This is a genomic window from Aureimonas sp. Leaf427 (assembly GCF_001425485.1).
Lineage (GTDB): Bacteria > Pseudomonadota > Alphaproteobacteria > Rhizobiales > Rhizobiaceae > Plantimonas.
Genome location: NZ_LMQW01000010.1, coordinates 1 through 21,521 on the forward strand (window position 1 = coordinate 1; position 21,521 = coordinate 21,521).

Annotated in this window: 18 protein-coding genes, 1 tRNA gene and 1 pseudogene; 10 read left to right on the forward strand and 10 right to left on the reverse strand. The window is 65.5% G+C overall.

Going from position 1 to position 21,521, the window contains the following annotated elements; genetic code table 11:
* Nucleotides 1–10 precede the first annotated feature (10 nt).
* From ASG62_RS07700 to ASG62_RS07715, 4 genes are all read right to left on the reverse strand, one after another.
* A complete protein-coding gene (locus ASG62_RS07700) occupies nucleotides 11–352 on the reverse strand; it encodes a hypothetical protein (RefSeq protein ID WP_057180357.1) in 342 nt (113 codons plus the stop codon).
* Nucleotides 349–1,329 carry an ABC transporter permease gene (locus tag ASG62_RS07705; protein ID WP_244487688.1) on the reverse strand — a complete coding sequence of 327 codons (981 nt, stop codon included), beginning with the start codon at nucleotides 1,327–1,329 and terminating at the stop codon, nucleotides 349–351. The genes ASG62_RS07700 and ASG62_RS07705 overlap by 4 nt, the downstream gene beginning before the upstream one ends.
* Complete coding sequence (locus ASG62_RS07710; protein WP_162246061.1) at nucleotides 1,326–2,774, reverse strand: sugar ABC transporter ATP-binding protein; 1,449 nt, start codon at nucleotides 2,772–2,774, stop codon at nucleotides 1,326–1,328. The genes ASG62_RS07705 and ASG62_RS07710 overlap by 4 nt, the downstream gene beginning before the upstream one ends.
* 93 nt (nucleotides 2,775–2,867) lie before the next feature.
* A complete protein-coding gene (locus tag ASG62_RS07715) occupies nucleotides 2,868–3,902 on the reverse strand; it encodes a substrate-binding domain-containing protein (RefSeq protein ID WP_056699381.1) in 1,035 nt (344 codons plus the stop codon).
* Nucleotides 3,903–4,234: 332 nt separating this feature from the next.
* Here ASG62_RS07715 and ASG62_RS07720 point away from each other — a divergent pair, with 332 nt between their 5' ends.
* From ASG62_RS07720 to ASG62_RS07750, 7 genes are all read left to right on the forward strand, one after another.
* Entirely contained in the window at nucleotides 4,235–5,131 is an 897-nt protein-coding gene (locus ASG62_RS07720) for a LysR substrate-binding domain-containing protein (protein ID WP_056699495.1), read from the forward strand.
* A gap of 860 nt (nucleotides 5,132–5,991) precedes the next feature.
* Nucleotides 5,992–7,332 (forward strand): sugar ABC transporter substrate-binding protein, encoded by a 1,341-nt coding sequence (locus tag ASG62_RS07725; protein WP_082537496.1) that lies wholly within the window; start codon nucleotides 5,992–5,994, stop codon nucleotides 7,330–7,332.
* Between the two features lie 124 nt (nucleotides 7,333–7,456).
* A complete protein-coding gene (locus ASG62_RS07730; RefSeq protein ID WP_156382024.1) occupies nucleotides 7,457–9,085 on the forward strand; it encodes a sugar ABC transporter ATP-binding protein in 1,629 nt (542 codons plus the stop codon).
* Nucleotides 9,082–10,074: an ABC transporter permease gene (locus ASG62_RS07735; RefSeq protein WP_056699390.1), complete on the forward strand. Its 993-nt coding sequence runs from the start codon at nucleotides 9,082–9,084 to the stop codon at nucleotides 10,072–10,074. The genes ASG62_RS07730 and ASG62_RS07735 overlap by 4 nt, the downstream gene beginning before the upstream one ends.
* A 10-nt stretch (nucleotides 10,075–10,084) precedes the next feature.
* A complete protein-coding gene (locus ASG62_RS07740) occupies nucleotides 10,085–11,476 on the forward strand; it encodes an LLM class flavin-dependent oxidoreductase (protein ID WP_056699393.1) in 1,392 nt (463 codons plus the stop codon).
* A 73-nt stretch (nucleotides 11,477–11,549) separates the two neighbouring features.
* Nucleotides 11,550–12,887: a sugar ABC transporter substrate-binding protein gene (locus tag ASG62_RS07745; RefSeq protein ID WP_056699397.1), complete on the forward strand. Its 1,338-nt coding sequence runs from the start codon at nucleotides 11,550–11,552 to the stop codon at nucleotides 12,885–12,887.
* Between the two features lie 13 nt (nucleotides 12,888–12,900).
* Nucleotides 12,901–14,157, forward strand: a complete 1,257-nt coding sequence (locus ASG62_RS07750) for a monooxygenase (protein WP_056699400.1) — start codon at nucleotides 12,901–12,903, stop codon at nucleotides 14,155–14,157.
* A 119-nt stretch (nucleotides 14,158–14,276) separates the two neighbouring features.
* On the opposite strand, the pseudogene ASG62_RS25440 reads toward ASG62_RS07750, so the two are convergent.
* Both ASG62_RS25440 and ASG62_RS07755 read right to left on the reverse strand, forming a co-directional pair.
* Nucleotides 14,277–14,531 (reverse strand): annotated as a pseudogene (locus ASG62_RS25440) (transposase); the annotation flags it as partial.
* Nucleotides 14,532–14,676: 145 nt separating this feature from the next.
* Nucleotides 14,677–14,752 (reverse strand) — tRNA-Ala (locus tag ASG62_RS07755).
* A 129-nt stretch (nucleotides 14,753–14,881) separates the two neighbouring features.
* On the opposite strand from ASG62_RS07755, the gene ASG62_RS07760 reads away from it, so the two are divergent.
* Nucleotides 14,882–15,184 (forward strand): YggT family protein, encoded by a 303-nt coding sequence (locus ASG62_RS07760; RefSeq protein ID WP_056699404.1) that lies wholly within the window; start codon nucleotides 14,882–14,884, stop codon nucleotides 15,182–15,184.
* Nucleotides 15,185–15,352: 168 nt separating this feature from the next.
* Nucleotides 15,353–15,685, forward strand: coding sequence for a DUF167 family protein (locus ASG62_RS07765; RefSeq protein ID WP_056699407.1), 333 nt, complete (start codon nucleotides 15,353–15,355; stop codon nucleotides 15,683–15,685).
* A 192-nt stretch (nucleotides 15,686–15,877) separates the two neighbouring features.
* On the opposite strand, the gene ASG62_RS07770 is transcribed toward ASG62_RS07765, so the two are convergent.
* Nucleotides 15,878–17,206 (reverse strand): NAD(P)/FAD-dependent oxidoreductase, encoded by a 1,329-nt coding sequence (locus tag ASG62_RS07770; RefSeq protein ID WP_056699500.1) that lies wholly within the window; start codon nucleotides 17,204–17,206, stop codon nucleotides 15,878–15,880.
* A gap of 235 nt (nucleotides 17,207–17,441) precedes the next feature.
* On the opposite strand from ASG62_RS07770, the gene ASG62_RS07775 reads away from it, so the two are divergent.
* Complete coding sequence (locus ASG62_RS07775) at nucleotides 17,442–17,918, forward strand: Lrp/AsnC family transcriptional regulator (RefSeq protein ID WP_056699410.1); 477 nt, start codon at nucleotides 17,442–17,444, stop codon at nucleotides 17,916–17,918.
* 76 nt (nucleotides 17,919–17,994) lie between these two features.
* Here the strand turns inward: ASG62_RS07775 and ASG62_RS07780 are convergent, their stop codons facing one another.
* The 3 genes from ASG62_RS07780 to ASG62_RS07790 are packed head-to-tail and all read right to left on the reverse strand — an operon-like array spanning nucleotide 17,995 to nucleotide 21,463.
* Nucleotides 17,995–19,662 carry an ABC transporter ATP-binding protein gene (locus ASG62_RS07780; RefSeq protein WP_056699505.1) on the reverse strand — a complete coding sequence of 556 codons (1,668 nt, stop codon included), beginning with the start codon at nucleotides 19,660–19,662 and terminating at the stop codon, nucleotides 17,995–17,997.
* Nucleotides 19,662–20,513, reverse strand: a complete 852-nt coding sequence (locus tag ASG62_RS07785; RefSeq protein WP_056699414.1) for an ABC transporter permease — start codon at nucleotides 20,511–20,513, stop codon at nucleotides 19,662–19,664. Before ASG62_RS07785 ends, ASG62_RS07780 begins: the two co-directional genes overlap by 1 nt.
* The gene (locus ASG62_RS07790) at nucleotides 20,510–21,463 is read right to left on the reverse strand and encodes an ABC transporter permease (RefSeq protein ID WP_056699416.1); all 954 of its coding nucleotides are present in this window, start codon (nucleotides 21,461–21,463) and stop codon (nucleotides 20,510–20,512) included. The genes ASG62_RS07785 and ASG62_RS07790 overlap by 4 nt, the downstream gene beginning before the upstream one ends.
* Nucleotides 21,464–21,521: the final 58 nt, after the last annotated feature.

Sequence of the window (21,521 nt, forward strand, 5' to 3'; positions counted from 1 at the left end):
TCGCTACTCGTTACGACCGCCGCACCATCCACTTCAAAGGCTTCGTCCACTTGGCCGGCGCCATGCTCTGGTTGGGCTGAATGTCGATCCGGCCTAGCCAGCGGGTTTCCTCCAGCGGGTCGGCCGGATTTCGGCCATTTTGGATATGCACGGCCTTGACGATGCCGAGGCTTGTCACGTCGCGCCGATAGTCGGCCGGACGATAGGTTCGGCGGATCGGCGAGAGGTCGCCCTCCAGCGGCTCGGGCCGGCCTGGCTCCAGCCAGGGATAGCTCGACCCTTCGAGGTCCTGGAAGTGCTGGTGCGCATCGACGATGCGCCAGTCCTCGTCGTCGGGACTTGGAACGCTCATCGGCGCTTGCGGGTCCATTGATCGGCGAAGACGGCGAGGATGACGACGAGACCGGAGGCGACATACTGCCAGAAGGAGGGGACGTTCATCAGCGTCAGCCCGTTCTGCAATCCGCCGAGCGTCAGAGCGCCGACGAGCGAGCCGAGCGGATTTCCGACGCCGCCGAAGAGGCTGGCGCCGCCGATCACAGCCGAGCCGATAGCCTGGAGCTCGAAGCCATTACCGCCGATCGGCTCGGCTGCACCGATGCGTGCGATCAGGATGAAGCCGGCGATGCTGGAGAGAACGCCGGACAGCGTGTAGACCGTGATCTTCACCTGCTCGATCTTGACGCCAGAGAGCTTGGCGGCTTCCTCGTTGCCGCCGATGGCGACGATCTGTTCGCCGAGCGCGGTGTATCGGATCAGGAAAAAGGCCAGTGCCGCGATGACGATCGCGAAGATCACCGGCGTCGGCACGTCGAGGACGCGGCCGGCGAAGATCGAACGAAACGCCCGAGGTAGGCCGTAGATCGGCTGGCCGTCGACGTAGATCAGCGCCATGCCGCGATAGATGCTGAGCGTGCCGAGCGTGACGATGAAGTCGGGCAGGCGCAGCTTGGCGATGAGAATGCCGTTGACGAGGCCGCAGACGAGACCGACCAGCAGCCCTGCCCCAATGCCGGCCGCGACGCCGTGGGACATCATGTCGGCGGCCACCATCGAGGACAGGCCGACCACCGAACCGACCGAGAGGTCGATGCCACGCGTCATGATGACGAGTGTCATGCCGACCGCAATCACCGCGTTGATCGAGGACTGCAGCATGATGTCGACGAGGTTTGACACCTGGTAGAAGGTGCTGTTGAGGACGGAGAACACTAGGAAGAGCGCGACGCAGCCGATCGCCACGCTCGCCTTGCGCAAAGTGTCGCCGCGGTTCGAGGCTCGTGCGATGCGGTCGCTGTCCGCCGCGGGGGTTTCGATCGACGGTGTCACGGGCTATCCTTCCCCGCGGCCAGCGCCATCAGCTGCGCCTCGGTCAGTTTGTTGTCGTTTTCGACCAGATGCTCGAGACGCCCCTCGCGAACGACGCCGATGCGGTGGCAGATGAGAAGAAGTTCCGGCAACTCGGACGAGACGACGAGAAGCGCTGCCCCATCGCCCGCCAGCCGGCGCATCAGCGCATAGATCTCGGCCTTGGCGCCGACGTCGATGCCGCGCGTCGGCTCATCGAAGAGGAAAACGCGGGCGCCCGTGGCAAGCCAGCGGGCGATCACGACCTTCTGCTGATTGCCGCCGGACAGATTGCGCATCTCGGCCGTCGTGGATCCAGGACGAATACGCATGTCTGCAATGTAGCCTCGGATAGCGTTTCGGCGCTCGCTTGCGCGCAGAACGCCGGTGGGCGCGTAGCGCCTGTGGTTTCCGAGGCCGAAATTCTGCTCGACGCTCATCATCGAAACGATGGCCTGCCCGCGCCGATCCTCGGGAATCAGCGCGATTCCGGCCGCCATGGCATCGCGTGGGCTCCTCGGCATCGCAGCGTCGGCCCCGACGCACATGGCTCCGCCCGTCGGCGGATCGACGCCGAAGACGGCGCGCAGGATCGCCGAGCGACCGGAGCCGACGAGCCCGGACAGCCCGACGATCTCGCCCGCCTTCACGGCGAGATCGACATCCCGAACCCGCGATGTCGAGAGCTTGTCGAGCGTCAGAAGCGCGGGAGCCTGGATCTGCGCAGGCTTGTCTGCGCCGAGTTCGCGGGAGAGTTCGCGCCCGGCGATCAGTTCGTTCAACTGTGCCTCGGAGTAATCGCCGATCGGTCCAGACGCTACGACATCGCCGTCCCGCAGGACGGTGACCCGGTCGGCGATCGCCCGGATTTCCGCCATGCGGTGGGAAATGTAGACGATCGCCTTTCCCGCCACCTTCAGCCGGCGGATAACGGAGAAGAGATTGTCCTGTTCGAGCGGGGTCAGGCTGGATGTCGGCTCGTCGAAGGCGATGATCCGGCCGCCGCGCGAGAGCGTCCGACTGATTTCCACGAGCTGCCGGTCGGCCATGCCGAGGCGCTCCACCAGCGTGTCCACATCGAGATGGGGTGCAAGGTCGTCGAGGATCGCGCGCGCCTGTCGGCGCAGCGCCTCGCGCGGTACGATACGAAGACCCCTGGTGCGGCCGAGGAAGATGTTCTGCGCGACGTCGAGCTGAGGAACGAGGCTCAGTTCTTGACTGACGAGGCCGATGCCCATGGCGAGCGCCGAGCGCGGACCGTCGATGCGCACGGGTCCGACAAAGTCGAGCGCGATGCGCCCGGCATCGGGCTGGACGATGCCGAACATGACCTTCATCAGCGTCGACTTGCCCGCGCCGTTCTCGCCGAGAAGAGCGTGGACCTCACCGGTTCTCAGCGTGAGATCGACACCCTTCAAGGCTCGCACGCCCGCAAAGCTTTTCGCGATGCCCGTCATAACGAGGGCCGGAGGTCGGGCGCCTCTGCCCTCCGGGCTCGAAGCAAGGCTCGTCATGGAGCCTCACTTCACCTTCGGATCGGGAAAGTCCGCGACGTTGTCCTTCGTCAACGTGGCCTGCGGCGACACGATCCAGGCCGGGATCGCCTGGCAGTCGAGCAGACGAAGCGCCATCTGGACGCCGATCTGACCTTCCTCGTAGGGGAATTCGGCGACCGTAGCCCGCATCTCGCCGGCGCCGACGGAGCGCTTGGCCTCGCGGATGCCGTCGGTTCCGACGACCGCGACCTTGTCGAGCCCGCTCGACTGAGAGACGGCCTCGACCACGCCGAGCGCCATGCCATCGTTGTTGGCGTAGACGCCGACGAGATCGGGGGTCTGGCGCAGGATGTTGGCCGTGGCATTCATCGCGGTCAGCCGGTCCCAGTTGCCCGGCTGACTGGCGACGAGCTCGAACTTCGGATTTTTGGCGAGCTCTTCCTTGAAGCCCTGGATGCGCATCCGCGCATTCGGCGAACCGGCCGCGCCTTCGATCTGGGCGACCTTGCCGCCGTCCGGATAAAGTGTCGAGAACAGCGCCGCGGCCTTAGCGCCGATGGCGACCTGATCGGTGCCAACATAGGTGCTGGCACCCTCGGTCCGCGCGTCGTCGACGATGATGGTCGGAATGTTGGCGACCCGCGCGGCCTCGATCACCGGCACGAGGTTGGAATCCGACTGCGGCGACAGCAACAGCGCGTCGGGGTTTTGCGAGAGGACGGTCTGCGCAAGGTTCAGTTGCTCGATCATCGAGGACTCGTCCTTGGCAGCCTGGACGTCCACGGTGATCCCATACTTGGCGCCCTCGTCCTTGATGCCAGCGGCGACGTCCTGCCAGAATTCGTTGATCAGCGTTTTCGTCACATAGGCAAAGCGCAGATCCTTCTTCTTCGGCGCCGGTACCGTGCCAAATTCCGCCTCGACGGCGGCGGATTCGATCCGGTCTGCCTTTGCCGTCGGATAGGCCGAGCAGCTTTCCTGCGCATGGGTCACCGAAGGGCCCATCGATAGCGCGAGCGCCGTCGTGGCAACGAGACCGTTGCGAATTCGTCCGAGCATGTCATCCTCCCATCGTGGCGCGGACCTCCATCCGACGCCGGTCGCTCTGCCCTATCGGGATTTCGGGTCCGTTGAACTGCCTCGAAGGCCGTTTCGCCAACCGCAAACGTTGGCGGATACGGCAGAACGTCTTTCGGCAGTGCCGGACCTCGTTTTATACCGACCTCGTCGCCATCGATCGCGATCAACGGGTCGGCGACGAGAGGTTAGGACAGGCTATTCGTTAGAAGCAATTTAGAAGCTTTGCTCGATCTGTTAGTTTGGCTAAATGGTTTTATCCCTCGCGCGATCGGTCTGGTCGCAACTGTCTCCTGCCCATTCACGAGCTGATGATGCAGTTACCCGTTAAAGCGATCTGGGTGTTTCATGCCGTCGCGAAAGCGGGGAGCGTTTCGCGCGCGGCCGAAGAATTGGGCGTCACGCCTTCAGCTGTCAGCCAGCAGATCCAAGCACTCGAAGTGCAACTCGGTCTTTCCCTGATGCATAAGGCGGGCCGTCGCGTCGTCCTCACGGAGGCCGGCGAGCGCTACTTCGCGACGATCGACGACGAGATCGGCCGGATCGTTGAGGCGACCTCGGCGATCAGGGGTTATCGCTCTGTGACATCCCTTACAGTTCGGGCGACGCCGACACTGTCCAACAAATGGCTCTTGCCGCGGCTCCAGACGTTCCTCGATCTCTATCCCGACATCGAGATCCGGATCGACGGGACGAACGAACCGACCGACTTCAATCGCGAGATCGTCGATCTCGAGATCCGCCACGGAGACGGGCGGTGGCCCGGCCTCTTCGTCGAGGGGATGGGGGAGGAAACCTTCGTGCCCGCCTGCGCGCCGAGCCTTGCCGCATCCGGCAGCCTTTCGCCCGAGGATCTCCCGAGCTACCGGCTTATCCATTCCGTGAAGTCGCAGGCGCAGTGGGGCCGGTGGTTTGCCGAAGCCGGCGTCCGGCCAACGCAACGCTGGCGCCGCCTCCTCTTCGATCGCAGCCATATGGCCATCGACGCTGCCTCCGGCGGCATGGGCATCGCCCTTGAAAGCACGACGATGATGGAGCGGGAATTTGCGAACGGCACCCTCCTCTGTCCCGTCGCGAAACCACCCCGGATCGGCATCGTGACACAGTGGATCGTCTGCCCGCGCGACCACCTTCGCCACAAGAAAGTTCAGGCCTTCCTCGAATGGCTTCGAACGAACCGCGAGTTTTCGAGAACGGTGCAGTCCAAGTGATTCGATCGGGTTCTCGTTACATGAACGCTCGGAAGCCGTAAATTTTATTATCATATTCTAGTACAAGCAATCAATTTTACAAGAAAAATCGTTGATGACCTTCTCAATTTGAATTGACATTCCTTCAAAAGGACAGAAGTTAGTACTTCAAGTCTCAGAAATTTTTCTTCCATCGAGGAGCTGTTCGTCTAGCTTGGAGCTATCTCTGGCGAAATTGTTTTGGATAGGGCGCTGCTACCTTATCCTGATCTCGGGCAGCTTTCAGCTCTATTATAGGGGTGAGCCCAGCGGACGGTTGCCGTACGGCGATAACCCGGCGCAGGGCTGAAAACGCCAGTTCCTGACCCGACGGCTCAACGCCACCTTCGCCTTGAAGGTGAGGCTGTGATTGCGCCTGGGTCTCTTCGTCATCGTTTCTTCTGATCGCAGCCATCCTGGCCGCCTTGAGGCAGACAATCCACTCAGCCCACTGTGCAGATTCGCGGAGCCACCTCTTTCGACCCTGACGGGGCGCAAGTTAGGAAACTGGAAAGTTTCCTCGTTGATCGGCGCGGCTGGTTCGGGTGAAGGCCATTCAGCCCAACACATCGGCGGCACACTCGCATTCCCCGGAATGAAACTGCACTTCAGCCTCGCAAATTGGAACTTTTGTCCTCGATAATGTCTATTATCATTATAGATTATATATACCAGCAACGTGCGCTGGTCAGCGAGCCGTTGCATCGGAAAGTGCGCCCAATTTTCGCGCGTGCGGATCGAGAAAGGCGGCCAGACGAACGCCCTCAATATTCTACGAATCCGCTCCGGAGTCGCTTTTCGCCAACCGGTTACACCCACTTTCCTCATCTAAGCAGGCATCCATGGCATCCCGCTCCCGGTTTCCCGTCTTCCCCGATTTTTCGAACAAAGCGATGATCGACCGCCATCTCGATCGCCTGGATACGACCGGCGTTTCGCGGCGCGACTTCCTAGCGCTCGCCTCGGCCGGCGCCGCAGCGTCCGCCTTCGCCGCGACGATGGGCCTGCCCTCGGTCGCCGTCGCAGCGCCGACCGGCAAGATCGCCTATCTCGCCTGGAGTGCCAGCACAGAGTACAACCAACTCGTCAGCAAGGGCGCGGCGGCGGCGGCCAAGGATCTGGGCTTTAACTATGCGCTGCTCGACGGCCAGATCGATGCCGGCCGCCAGTTGAACCAGTTCGAAGAACTGACAACCACGCAGGCGACCGGCGGTTTCTTCAACATTCTCGACGGCAGTGCCCTCAAGCGCGCCTCCCAATTTGCGGAAACTTCCAGGGTCTATTTCGGCGCTGTCTGGGACAGCCTTCCCTGGTTCACGCCCTTCGACGGCGGCGACTATTACACGCTCTACGCCAATCCCGAGGAAGACGCCGCCCATCGCGGCGTGACGGAGGCTCTCCTGACGGCCGTGACCGAAAAGTTCGGCGGCGGCAAGGTGGTCGCTCTCACCGGAACGCCGGGCAACTGGTGCGAGACCGCGCGCAATCGCGGGCGCGACGAGGCCTTCGCCAAGCATCCGGGGACGCAGCTCGTCGATCAGTTGCCGGGCAAATGGCTGCGCGAGGAATCGCTGCGCGCCACCGAGGATCTTCTGACACGCAACCACGACATCGTCGGCATCATCACCCAGAACGACGACGAAGCGCAGGGCGCCATCGCCGCCCTGCGCAATGCCGGCCTGCGGGCGGGCGAGGACGTTCTCGTCGCAGGCGCCGACGGCACGTCGCTGGGCGCGGAGGCGATCCGCAAGGGTCAGCAGGTCGCAACCAGCGGCAACAGCCCGGTCTTCACCGGAGCGCTCTTCGTCTCGCGCATCTACGACGTTACCCATGGCTGGGTGCCGAGTGTGCCGGAGCGCCAGCTCTACTGGCGGCCGACGATCGTCACCAAGGACAATGTCGATGCCTATGTCGCCCGTTACGTGAACGACGACGGGGTCGAGCCCTTCGATTACAGGCGCATGTCGAAGGTGCTGCATCCCGACGACTGGGACCCGCAGGCCGACGTCTATCCCATCGACATCGAGCAGCACTGGCGCGGCTACGAGAAGCCCGCCGGCTGGGCGCCGCCCGCAGCCTATGCCGAGGCGAAGGCTGCGGGCGAGTTCGAACGAGTGAAGGCCGAATACGCCGACCACTACAAAATCAAGTTCGACGGCCCCGGTCCGAACGCCCGGAGCTGAACGTTCGCGGCCGTTGGCAGAATGCGACGGCCGCGTCGCTCGACAGGCAAGGCCGCAGGCTTTGCCAAGGCTGTCGCTCAGCCTGCCGATCTCTGCCTGGCTCCAGAAAAGGTCCGATTCGATCATGACCGTCCACGCGACGACGATCGCCGCAGTCGGCGCCCCCGCGACAAGTCCGCCTCTGTTTCAGGCCGAGGGCCTGAGGAAGGCCTATAGCGACACCGTCGTGCTCGACGGCGTCGGCTTCGAGGTTCCCGCCCATTCCGTCGTCACCTTTGTCGGCGAGAACGGGGCGGGGAAATCGACGCTCTTCAACATTCTCAGCGGCATCACCGGCGCCGATGCGGGCACGATGCGGCTCGCCGGCGAGGACTATCGCCCGAAGACCTATGGCTCAGCCGTCAGAAGCGGTGTCTCGCGGGTGTTCCAGGAACAGTCGCTGATCGCCAATGTGCCGGTCTACGAGAATCTCCTTCTCGGCGAGGAGCACCGCTTCACGCGCGCCGGGCAACTTCTTGACAAGCGCTCGATGATCGCAGCGGCCGAACGGATCGTCGAGGAGGCCGGCATCGACATCGACGTGCGCCGGCGCACCGGCGACTACGACTTCTCCAAGCGCCAGTCGATCGAGATCGCCCGCGCCTGCCTTGCACCCACGCATCTCCTCGGCATGGAGCGTCCCTTCATCCTGCTCGACGAGCCGACTTCGGCCCTGGACCGCCGCGATGAGGAGGCCTTCTTCCGTCTTGTCGCCAAGATCAAGCGGCGCGGCTCGCTGCTCTTCGTCTCGCACCGGCTGAGCGAAGTGCTGGCTTTGTCCGACCTGATTTACGTCCTGAAGGACGGCCAGCTCGTGGCAAAGCTCGACCCTGCCACCGCTGACGAGCGTACGCTCCATGGACTAATGGTCGGGCGCCAGCGTGCCACCGACTATTATCATGAAAAGCGCCAGCGTGCCGTTGCGCAGGAACCTGTCCGCCTCGACGTGCGCGGCCTCGCAGAGCCCGGCGCCTTCGCCGACATCTCCCTTTCGGTCCGAGCGGGCGAGATCGTCGGCATCGGCGGCCTCCTCGATTCCGGCAAGAGCGCGCTCGGCAAGGCCATTGCCGGCGTGGAGCGCCCGGCTTCCGGCACGGTGGCCCTGGCGGGTGGCGAGCACCGCGCGCCCGCCATCGGCCGCTTCGTGAAGCGGGGCCTTGGCTACGTGCCGGCAGAGCGGCTGGCGGAGGGCATGATCGCCGCCTTCAGCGTGGCCTGGAACATCTCGCTGGCCAGCGGCGGCGACCGCCAGACGAACCGCTTCGGACTCTGGAAACGACGCCGGGAGACCGAGACCGCGGAACGCTACGGGCGCGAACTCGCCATCCGGTCCGCGACGCCCGGCCTTCGCTGCTCCCGCCTGTCGGGCGGCAACCAGCAGAAGGTCGTTCTGGCGCGCTGGCTCAGCCGCGACCCCGAAGTCCTGGTGCTGGACAATCCGACGCGCGGCGTCGATGCCGGCGCGAAGGAGGAGATCTATCGGTTGATCCGCGACCTCGCCGATCGCGGCGTCGCCGTTCTTCTGATCACCGACGAGCTTCTCGAACTGATCGGCCTCTCCAACCGTATTCTCATCCTGCAGCGCGGGCACATCGTGGCGGAGATTCCCTCCCCCTCGACGGCCAAGCCAGGCGAGCGCGAACTCGTGGCCTGGATGCTGCCGCAGAGCGGCGACCCTTCCGCAGTGTCACCCCACCTGGAAACGAACCCATGACCCTCGCCGCGCCCACGCGACCGGCATCGGCCCCGCCGCGCCTCGACCTTACCTCGATCGACAAGAGCCTGTGGTTTCCGGTCGGGGTCGTTCTCTTTCTCTTCGTCTTCTTCTCGCTTGCCACCGATTCCTTCGCCACGCTGCGCAACTTCACCGCCGTCAGCGGGCAAGCCGGAACGCTGCTCATCGCCTGCCTCGGCGGCACCTTCGTCGTTCTCATGGGCAGCATCGATCTCTCCATCGGCGCCATGGTGCTTCTGGCGGGCGCGACGAGCGTGACGCTCCTCAACGGGACCTCGCTCGGCTTTGCGGTCCTGCCGGCGGTGGCGCTGATCGGCGGGCTGCTCGGCCTCGTCAACGGCACGATCTACACGCTCGGCCGCATCCCCTCCTTCATCGTGACGCTCGGCACGCTCTCGGTCTTCAGCGGCCTTGCGCTGATGGTGCTCGACGGACGCGCCATCCAGTTCGATCTGGCGGGCTTCGAGAGCATCGCCATCGGGCAGTTGATCCCGCGCCTTCCCAACATCGCCCTCTGTGCCCTCGCTGCCTGGGCTGTGGTGGTGTTCATCGCGGTCCGCACGCGCTTCGGCCGCTATATGTACCTGATCGGCGGCGGAGAGACCGTGGCGCGCACCGCCGGCATCCCGGTCGAGCGCTACAAGATCTACGCCTTCGTCCTGTCGGGGGTTTTGGCCGGCATCGGGGCGGTTCTGTCGGTTGCCCGGCTCGGCGCGGCGGGGCCCTCGCTTGGCTCCGACCTCCTCCTCAACAGCCTTGCCGCCATCGTCGTCGGCGGAACCTCGCTGTCGGGTGGCATCGGCGGCCCGCACCGAACGCTGATCGGCGTCCTCATCATCGCGATCCTCGACAACGGGCTGAACCTGATGGGCGTCTCGCAATACTCGCAGATGATCGTGAAGGGGCTCGTCGTCATCGCCGCCGTCCTCGTCAGCCGCGACCCCTCCCGCACCGCCGTCGTCAAATAGGCAGGAGCCCATGACCAAGCGATTGATCTTCAACGGCTTCTCGATGAATGCCGTCTCCCATGTCTATCACGGTCTGTGGCGCCATCCGCAGACGCTGCAGACGAAATTCAACGATCTCGATACCTGGGTCTCCCTGGTGAAGCTTCTCGAGAAGGGCAAGTTCGACACGTTCTTCGTCGCCGACATCCTCGGCGTCGACGCCGCCTACAAGGGAAGCTGGGACACCTACGTCAAAGAGGCCGTGCAAATCCCGATCAACGATTCCGGCGTTCTCGTCGGCGCGCTGATCCAGTCGAGCGAGCATATCGGCCTGACGCTGACGAGCTCGATCCTGCAGGAGCACCCCTTCAACTTCGCCCGCAAGCTCTCGACGCTGGACCACCTCAGCAAGGGGCGCGTCGGCTGGAACATCGTCACCAGCGTCAGCCACAACGCCGCGCAGAACTTCGGCTTCGACCGTATCGTGCCGCATGACGAGCGCTACCGCTGGGCGGAGGAATATGTCGACGTCGTCTACAAGCTCTGGGAAGGCTCCTGGGACGAGGATGCGGTGATCGACGACAAGGCAGGCAACATCTACGCCGACCCGGCCAAGATCCACCGAATCCATCACCACGGCCAGCGCTACAAGGTGCTGGGTCCGCATCTCAGCCAGCCCTCGCCGCAGCGTACGCCCGTTCTCTTCCAGGCCGGGTCCTCGACGGCGGGGCGGGGCTTCGCCGCCCGGCACGCCGAAGGCACGTTCATCGCCGCCGTCAATCCGCAAGGCGCCAGACGGCAGATCGACGAGACGCGCGCCCTGGTGCGCGCCGCAGGGCGCAATGCCGACGACCTCCTCTTCGTGCAGGGCATGTCCTTCGTCGTCGGCGGCACGGAGGAAGAGGCGGCCGCCAAGGCCCGGGATCTTGCCGCCGACATCAGCGTCGACGGGCTGCTTGCCCATATCAGCCGCGATCTCGGCATCGATCTCGGCCTTCTCGATCCCGATCGGCCGGTGGACGAGCTGTCGATCGAAGGCGTCCAGGGCATCGTGCGCGCCTTCGAGGAGGGCAATCCCGGCCGGCGCGCCACCGTTGCCGATCTCGGCCGGGCCTATGCGCTGAGCAGCCAGGTGGTGGGAACGCCCGAGACGATCGCCGACCAGCTCGAGATCTGGCAGTCGGCCGGGATCGACGGCATCAACCTCATCTACCACACGACCCCCGGCTCCTTCGTCGATTTCATCGAAAACGTCACGCCGGTGCTCCAAGCCCGCGGTCTCGCGCAGACCGACTATGCGGAAGGGACCTTCCGCGAAAAGCTCTTCGCCGGCCGGGGCGCACGCCTGCTCGAGCGCCATCCGGCCGCATCCTATCGTGGCGCCTTCGTCGGCAACCTCGCCGATCGGCTTCCGGCGGCCTGACGCTGGTCTCCCTCACACCGCCCCAGATCGCCAGAAGAGCCGTTGCACGGCTGCCGAGGAGTTACCCCGCATCATGGTCAGCATCGATCCCCGCCGCTTCGGCGATCTTACTGCGCGTAGCACCATAGACGAGCATCTCGGCCGCATGGACACGACCGGCGTTTCGCGCCGCGACTTCCTCGCCTTCGCCTCGGCCAGCCTCGCGGCGACCGCGGCGGCCGGGGTTCTCGGCCGCACTTCGGTCGCCGTCGCCGCGCCGTCCGGCAAGCTTGCCTACCTTGCCTGGACGAGCCGGGTCGAGTTCATGGCGCAGGCGAGCCGTGCGACGGCGGATGCCGCCAAGAGCTTCGGCCTCGGCTACAGCTATCTCGACGGGCAGGTGGACAGCGCGCGCCAGCTCAACCAGGCAGAGGAGCAGATCAATTCAGGCTCGGGCGCCATCATCCTGCACGCGCCGGACGGCAGCGCGGTGCGCCGCATCGCCGAATATGCCGAACAGAACAAGGTCTATTTCTCCAACGTCTGGGCGACGTTGCCCTGGTACACCCCGTTCGACGCCAGTGAATACTACACGCTCTATGCGGTGCCGGAGGAGTTCACCGCCCATCGCGGCGTGACGACGGAGCTGCTCAAGGCGGTGACCGAGCGCTTCGGCGGCGGCAAGATCCTGGGCGTCACCGGCGTTCCCGGCTTCTCAACCGACAATGTGCGCAGCCGCGGGCGCGACGCCGCCTTCGCCGACTTTCCCAAGACCGAACTCGTCGGACAGCTTCCCGGCCTCTTCAACCGGGAGGATTCGCTGAAGGCGACGCAGGACCTCCTCAGCCGCTATCCCGACATCGTCGGCATCGTGGCCCAGAACGACGACGTGGCGCAGGGTGTCGTCGCGGCCCTGCGCGCGGCCGGGCTGAAGCCGGGCGAGGACGTTCTCGTCGTGGGCGCGGACGGAACCAGCGAAGGCGCTCGGGCGATCAAGAGCGGCCAGCAGCTCGCCACCAGCGCCAATTCGCCGGCGTTCCAGGCAGGACTCTTCACGGCGCGCCTCTACGACGTCCTAAACGGCTGGAAGCCCCGCGCCGCCGAGCGCATGCTGCACTGGCGCTCGATCATCACGACCTCGGCCAATGTCGACACCTATCTCCAACGCTATGTCGACAATGGCGACGTCCCCCCCTTCGACTATCGCCGGATGTCGAAGGTCGCCCATCCGGATGACTGGGACCCGCAGGGCGAAGTCTTCCCGCTCGACATCGATCTTGAATGGGAGGGGCTGCCCAAGCCGAGCGGCTGGACTTATCCGGAGGCCTATCTCAAGGCGAAGACAGGGGGCGAATGGGAGGCAGTCCGCGAGGAGTATCGGGCCCACTACAAGGTGCCCTTCTTCGGCCCTTCACCTTTCCGCAGCCTTTGAAAGACGCACCCCAATGACCATTGCAGGACCCATCATCGCCACCCGGCCGAAGACGCAGGTCGATCGCGCCTGGGGGTCGGGCCCAAGTGCGCGCTATGAGGAGATCGCGGCGCGCTTTCGCCCGCTTTTCGCCCGCATCCAGGAAGGAGTCATCGACCGGGAGGTCCACCGGCGCCTTCCGCACGAGGAGATCGGCTGGCTGAAACAGGCCGGCTTCGGCGCGCTGCGCGTGCCGCAGGCGCTAGGCGGCCTCGGCGTCACGCTGCCTGAGCTTTTCAACCTTCTGATCGAGCTGGCGGAGGCCGACTCCAATCTCGTTCAGGCGCTTCGAGCCCATTTCGGCTTTACCGAAGACGTGCTGAACACCAAGATTCCGGGACGCCGCGAACTGTGGGCGAGCCGGATCGCGGCCGGCGAGACGGTCGGCAGCGCCTGGACGGAACTCGATTCGACGCTCGTCGCTTTTTCCACCACCGTCACGCCCAATGACGGTGGATGGCGGCTGACGGGTTCGAAATTCTACACGACCGGCTCGCTCTTCGCCGATTGGGTTCAAGTCGGCTGCGTCGATGCGGCGGGAGAGCCAGTCTCGGCCATTGTCTCGCGCCATGCACCCGGCGTCGAAGTCGTCGACGACTGGGACGGAATGGGACAGCGGCTGACGGCGAGCGGTACGACGCGTTTTGCCGAGGCGCCGGTCGCGAGCGCGGACGTCTACCCGGAGGAGGACGGCTTTACGTATTCCGCGGCCTTCTACCAACTCGTTCAACTTGCGACGATCGCCGGCATCGGGCGGGCGGCGGCGAACGACGTCGCGGCCGCCGTGGCCAAGCGCCAGCGAACCTACACACATGCCGCCGCCACGCGATCGAGTCAGGACCCGCAGGTGCTGCAGGTGGTCGGGCGAATCCGCGCCGCAGCCTACGCCTCCGGCGCGATCGTGCTGAGAGCGGCCGAGGCGCTCCAGCGGGTTCACGATGCGAGGCTGGCCGACGACGCCGAGGCTGAGGAGCAGGCGAACGCGATCGCCGAGTTGGAAGCCGCACAAGCGCAGACCGTCGTGACCGATCTCATCCTCAATGCCACCACGATCCTCTTCGATGCGCTCGGCGCCTCGGCGACGCTGCGCACCGTCGGTCTCGACCGTCATTGGCGCAACGCCCGCACCCTCTCGTCACACAATCCTCGCATCTACAAGGATCGGATCGTCGGCGACTTCGCGGTGAACGGCACCCTGCCACCCTATCAGTGGCGCGTAGGAACAAACTGATTGTAGCATAGATCGGCAAAGCGGAAAGGAGGCTCTTCTGTCGAGAATGAAAGAAAACCGTATGGAATTCAGATTGGCATCGGTCTTGGTTGCTTAGGGTCAGGACTCATTGGTCAGAGCTAGAACAGAACGGTAGCTGCGAGGGTGATGGCGGAGAAGAAGACCGTCGGACACCGGTCGTAATGGGTGGCGACGCGTCGCCAGTCCTTCAGACGTCCGGACATGATCTCGATGCGGCTACGGCGCCTGTAGCGGCGCTTGTTGTATGCGACGGGGTCAATCCGCGATTTACGACCGGGAAGGCAAGCTTGGATGCCTCTCGTCTGCAAGGTATCTCTGAATCAGTCGGCGTCATAACCACGATCGCCGAGCAGTGTTTGATCCCAGGGTTTGATGGTGAGATCCTTTCCTCTAAATGGAAGGAGGCTCTATGGGACAGGTTCGTCATGGCAAGCGGATGTCTCACCTGGCTGTTCCACCATGCGAAACCTACGACTAAGTGCTTGATCTAAATACAGGTGGTGGAGCTGAGCGGGATCGAACCGCTGACCTCGTCATTGCGAACGACGCGCTCTCCCAACTGAGCTACAGCCCCGTCCACCTGTGAGGCGGCTTTTACGGGGCGGGTCGGCCTTCTGTCAAGCGCGGCGATGCAAGGCGCCTTGCGCGGCGGCAGGGGGCTCGTTACATCACGGGCTCCGAAGATCCGGGGCCCCGCCACGCCATGCTCGCCGTCGTTCAAGTCGTCCTCATCGTGCTCGACCTTCTCTGGTGGCTGGTCATCGCTTCGGCGGTGCTCTCCTGGCTCTATGCGTTCAACATCGTGAACGCCGGCAACCAGTTCGTCGATGCGATCGGCAGCTTCCTCTACCGCACGACCGAGCCGCTCTACAGGCCGATCCGCCGCGTGCTGCCCAATCTCGGCGGCCTCGATCTCTCCCCGCTCGTCCTTCTGCTCGGCATCATCTTCCTGCAGTCGCTGATCCAGCTCTATGTCGTGCCTGCGATCTATCGCGCCGGCATCTGATCGAAGATCCGAGGGCCCGGTCGATCGCGCCGTGAGCTTTCGCGCCCTTTCGGGCCTTAAGTTTCCTCTTGCCGTCCGCCGGCCTTGGCGCGAGCGGCGGTCGAGCCTTGCCGTGGGTCGGCCCGATCCTGGTCGGGCCCGGAATCGGCCGATGCGTCGGAGTGTTCCTTGAGCCGCGCCGATTTCGCCGAGACGGTGGCGGGCACCCTTCGCCTCCATGTCCGCCTGACGCCAAGGGGCGGGGCGGACCGGATCGACGGCGTCGGCGAGGTCGGCGCCAGCGGCGTCGTGCTTCTGGCGCGGGTGCGCGCGATTCCCGAGAAGGGCCGGGCCAACGCGGCGCTGATCGAGCTGATCGCGGAGGCCGGAGGCTGGCCGAAATCGGCGCTGACCCTCGATGCCGGATCGAAGAGCCGGGTCAAGGTGGTGGAGGTCTCGGGCGATGCGTCCGGGCGGGCCGAAGGACTGGCGCGGCTTCGGGCTCTAATCCATCAGGTGTAGCGCGAAGCGGACCGACGCTCGTCTGTAGAGCTGGAAGGTCAGCACCGACCGTCAGGTGCGCGCCGCCGGACCCGCACGGCGGCCGATGGCCGGCGGTCCTTGCCGAAATTACAAGATATCGGCCACTTTCGCCTCCTCGCGAGACCCGAAAATCCCTCGCCGATCCTCGACCGCCGATTTCGGCTTGGGCTCTCAGAAGTCCGAGACCTTGCCCCAGGCCGCCGCGGCCAGACGCGCGGGGTCGTAGGGGCGGGGGTCGACGATCGGTCGGTCGCCGGTGACGAGATCGGCGACGAGATGGCCGGCGCCCGTACCGATGCCGAAGCCGTGGCCGCTGAAGCCGGCGGCGAGGATGAAGCCCGGCAGCGCCTCGATCCCTCCGATCGCGGGCACGCCATCGGGCGTGGAGTCGATGAAGCCTGCCCAGCTTGCCTCGATCCTCGTGTCGCGAAGGGCCGGGAACAGGGCCTGCGCACGCCGGTGGGTTTCCCGAACGAGACGCGCGTCCGGCCGCGGATCGAGGGTCCGGCAGCGCTCCATCGGCGTCTCGGCGTCGAGACGCCAGCGCGCCGTCGTCTCGAAGCCCGAACGCCAGGCCGCGGCGCCGCCCGGCCGAAGCGAGCGCCAGCGGCGGGCGAACATCGGCACGAACTCGCGGGAGAAGAGAAGCTTCTGCGGGCTCGGATCGACGCTCGCCCGGCCGCTGATGGCCAGTGTATGCCCGCCGCGCGAGCCCCGCCGCGTCACGGAGATGTCCGCCGTGTGCAAGGCGTCGGGAAGGCCCGCGATGCCGGGCGAGACCGAGAGGATGGAGGAACGCACTGCCGATTGCGGAAAGCGGATGCCGAGCTGGCGGCAGAAGGAGGAGGCCCAGGCGCCGCCCGCCATGACGACGGTCTGCGTGCGGATCGTGCCGCGTTCGGTGACGACGCCGCTGACCCGCCCGCCCGCCGTCTCCAGCCCGCGCGCCGCGCAGTTCTGGAGCACGGTGGCGCCCTGCCTCATGATGCCGAGGGCGATGACCGGGGCCGCGCGCGAGGGGTCTGCGACGCCGTCATGGGGCGAGAAGACGCCGCCCTTCCAGTCGCGCCCCGTGGCGGCACCGCGTGTCCGCGCCTCCTCTGCGCTCAGCATATGCGTCTCGACGCCGACGCTGCGGGAGAAATCGCGCCATTTCGCCCATCCCGCGATTTCGACCTCGTTCTGGCTGAGATAGAGGAGACCGCAGCGGCGGAACCCGACATCCTCGCCGATGTCCTCGGACAGCTTATCCCAGAGATCGAGGCTGCGCGTGGCGAGCGGCAGTTCGCGTGCATCGCGGTTCTGCTGGCGGCACCAGCCCCAGTTCCGGCTGGACTGCTCGGCGCCGATCCGGCCCTTTTCCAGAAGCGTGACCGACACGCCGCGACGGGCGAGATAATAGGCCGTGGACACGCCGACGATGCCCCCGCCGATGACCACGACGTCCGAGGCCTCCGGCAGGATGGCGGAGGTTTCGATGGCGAGAAGGGGCGCAGGCATGGCGATCTCCGGCTGACGGGTCATCCTATCCGGCCGGCGAAGAGAGCACCTGCCGCAATGCGTCCGGCGGCAGCATAATCTGCCGGCCCGGGACTTCGTTCGCATCGCATCGTATCGCCGACCAGCGCGGGAGGCGCGGCATGATCCGATGCCCGAGGAGCTTTGCCCCGCACGAGCATTCGGCATAAGCTGCCGGTCGGAACGGGATCGGCCCCGTTCGTTCGATGAGGCCCGGATGAAACTCGATCGTATCGACGTGAAGATTCTCTACGAATTGCAGAAGAACGGTCGGATCACCAACGTGGAGCTCGCCGAACTCGTCAGCCTGTCGCCCAGCCCCTGTCTCATGCGCGTGAAGAAGCTGCAGGAGGCGGGGTTCATCACGGGCTATTCGGCGCAGATCAACGTCGCCAAGCTCGGGCAGACCTTCACGGTCTTCACGGAGGTGACGCTGAAGAACCATCGCCAGATCGATTTCGCCCGCTTTCTCGCCGTGGCGCAGAAGGAGGATTCCGTCATGGAATGCCACCTCGTTTCCGGCGGCTACGATTATCTCATCAAGTTCGTGACGAGCGGCATCACCGAGTATCAGGAGACGATGGAGCGGCTCATCGACATGGAGATCGGCATCGACAAGTATTTCAGCTTCGTCGTCCTCAAGACGCCGATCGCCAAGACGCATATGCCGCTGACGAGCCTCTTCCCGATGTGATGCCGGCGAGCCCCGGCCGGGGACCCGCCCGCGGGAGCCGCTCTCGCCTGCGGAAGGAGCGAGGGGCTTCGAGGGTTCAGAACTTCGACCTGCCGAGGAAGCTCGCGGCTTCGGGATCGAGCTGCAGGCGGTCGAGCCAGGTCGCGTCGAGCTTGGGCGTCGATTGATGCAGAAGCCGCGAATAGGGATGGCCCTCGCGCGCTCCGAAGGCATCCGGCCCCAGCTCCTCGATCTTCTCGCCGGCATACATGACCGCGATCCGGTCGCAGATCGAGCGCACCATCGACAGATCGTGGCTGATGAAGATGTAGGACAGGCCGAGATCGCGCTGCAGCTGCTTCAACAGGTCCATGATCGCGGCGGCGACCACGGTGTCGAGCGCCGAGGTGATCTCGTCGCAGATGATGAGGTCGGGCTCGGCGGCCAGCGCCCGCGCCAGGTTGACCCGCTGCTTCTGCCCGCCGGATAGCTCGGCCGGCAGCCGGTGCTTGAGCGCGCGGGGAAGGCGGACCATGTCGAGAAGCTCCTCGACGCGGGCCTCGCGCGTCCGGCCGCGCTTGCCGTGATAGAAGGTCAGCGGCCGGCCGAGGATGTCGCCGACGGACTTGGCCGGGTTGAGGGCGGTGTCGGCGAGCTGGAAGACGATCTGAAGCCGGCGCATGTCCTCGCGCGACCGCGAGGCGAGGCCCTTGCCGAGTTGGCGCCCGTTCATGATCACGCTGCCGGCGACGGGCGGGACGATGCCGGCGATGACGCGGGCGAGCGTGGACTTTCCGCATCCGGACTCGCCGACAATGCCGAAATTGGTGCCGCGCGCGATGGCCATGTTCACCGAATGAAGCGCCATGACCTTCGGCCGCCCGTTCGGCTGGATGGGGCCGAAGCCGGCCGAGATGTCGCAGACTTCGAGAATGTTCGTCTGCAGGCCGAGCGGCTCGGCGGGCCGCTCGACGCGCGGCGCATGCTCGAAAGCGGCGAGAAGCTCGCGCGTGTAGGGATGTTCGGGCGCGGCGATGATGCGCGTCGTCGCGCCGCTTTCCTGAACCGTGCCCTCGCGCAGGACGACGATGCGCTCGGCGATCTGGGCGACGACGGCAAGGTCGTGGCTGACATAGACGCCGGCCATGCCTTTGGCCTTCATCACGGACTTGAAGGCGCGCAGGACCTCGATCTGGGTCGTCACGTCGAGGGCCGTCGTCGGCTCGTCGAAGATGACGAGCTTGGGATCGCCGATCAGCGCCATGGCGGCGGCGAGCCGCTGCAGCTGGCCGCCGGAGACCTCGTGCGGATAGCGCGCGCCGATCGTCTCGGGATTGGGCAGGGCGAGGGCGCGGAAAAGCTCCACCGCCTTCCGCCGGGCCTCGGCATCCGGCATCAGATCGTGGATGCGCGCGACTTCGACGACCTGGTCCATGATGGTGCGCGCGGGATTGAAGGCGGCCGCCGCGCTCTGCGGAATATAGGCGACCTCGCGGCCTCGCATCCGCGCCCGGGCGCTTTCTGGAACCGCCGCCATGTCGATTCCATCGACTTGGACGGTGCCGCCCGAGATGCGGCAGCCCGGCCGGCAATAGCCCATCAGCGTCAGCGCGATCGTCGTCTTGCCCGATCCGCTCTCGCCGATCAGCGCGACGATCTCGCCGTCGGCGATGTCGAGATCGACGCCCCGGATGATGTCGACGGTCCTGCCGGAATCGGTCTTCGCTTCGACCGTGAGGCCGCGGATCTCGACGAGGTTCGCCATCATGCGCTCCGATCGCGGATCTTGCGGGGAAGGTTGTCGATCAGGAGGTTGACGCTGATCGTGAGGCTCGCGATCGCGAGCGAGGGGAAGATCACGGCCGGCGCGCCGAAGGGCAGCCCGCCGATGTTCTCGCGCACGAGGGCACCCCAGTCCGCATAGGGCGGCTGCACGCCGAGGCCGAGAAAGGAAAGGCCGGACAGGAGCAGGACGACGAAGACGAAGCGCAGGCCGAGATCGGCGAGAACCGGGCCGACGATGTTCGGCAGGATTTCCGAGCCGATGAGGTAGAGCGTGCGCTCGCCCCGCGCCTTGGCGACTGTGACGAAGTCCATCGTGTTGACGTTGACCGCGAGCGCCCGCGCGAAGCGGTAGGCGCCGGGCGTGTAGATGACGGCGAGCGTTCCGATGAGGACCGGGATGGAGGAGCCGATGCCGGACACGACGACGAGGCCGAAGAGCTTGCTCGGGATCGAGTTCAGCGCGTCGAGGAACCGGCTGAGGCAGGCGTCGAGCCAGCCGCCCGTGACGGCCGCCGCCATGCCGAGCGCGACGCCGGTGAAGCAGGCGATGGAGACGGCGGCGAGCGAGATTCCGACCGTGTAGCGGGCGCCCATCAGGATGCGCGAGAGCATGTCGCGGCCGAGATAGTCGGTGCCGAGCCGGAAGGCGGCGCTCATCGGGCCGAAATAGTCGTAATCGACGATCTCGCCGGCGGGATAGGGCACGAGGAGCGGCGCCAGGACCGCGACGAGCGCCCAGGCCAGGATGACGCCGAGCCCGAGCAGCCCGACCAGCGGAAAACGGTGTCCGGGGCTCTTGCGGGGAAGCCGCGGTGCGGTGACGACGGTCATCGGCGGAGCCTCGGGTTGGCGACGATCGCGATGAGATCGGCCGTCGTGATGAGCGTGAGATAGCCGATGCAGAAGATCATCGCGCAGGTCTGGATCAGCGGCAGGTCGCGCGTCGCCACGGCATCCACCATCAGCTTGGCGATGCCGGGATAGTTGAAGATCGTCTCGACGATGATGACCCCGCCCAGGAGGTAGGACAGAGACAGCGCCACCGCGTTGACGACGGGGCCGAGCGCGTTCGGCAAAGCGTGGCGCAGAACCATGCGCGAGCGGGACGCGCCCTTCAGAAGCGCCATTTCCACATAGGGCGCCTTCAGCGTCTCGATGACGGCGGCGCGCGTCATGCGGATCATCTGGGCCGAGATGACGAAGGCGAGCGTGATCACGGGCATGGCGAAGACGCGCAGGAGTTCGCCGAAGGAATGGACCTCGTTGGCGAAGGCGAGCGCGGGCAGCCATTTCAGGTAGACCGCGAAGACGAGGACGGCGGAGGTCGCCACCATGAATTCGGGGATGGAAATGAGGCCGACGACGAGCGTCGTCACGATCCGGTCGTAGAGCGAGCCGCGCAGCACCGCCGTCGTGATGCCGAGCGCGAGCGCGATCGGCACGGAGACGAGGCTGGTCACGGCGGCCAGCTTCAGCGTGTTGGCCAGACGCCCGCCGATCAGCTGGGCGACGGGCATGTTCGAGGAATAGGACATGCCGAGATCGCCGGACAGAAGCCCGAGCAGCCAGCGCCCGAAGCGCAGGATGGCGGGGTCGTCGAGATGCATGGCGGTGCGAAGGCCGGCGACCGCTTCGGGCGTCGCGGACTGGCCGAGCAGTATCTCCGCGACGTCTCCGGGCAGGAGTTCGGTCGCGAAGAAGATGGTGAAGGCGACCACGAGGAGCGTGATCAGCGCGGTGCCGATCCGGCCGGCCACGAGGGGCAAAATCCTGGACGTCATGCAGACCCCTTCCCTGGCGGCCTTCGCCCCGCCACCTCCGGCTATCCCGACGAACCGC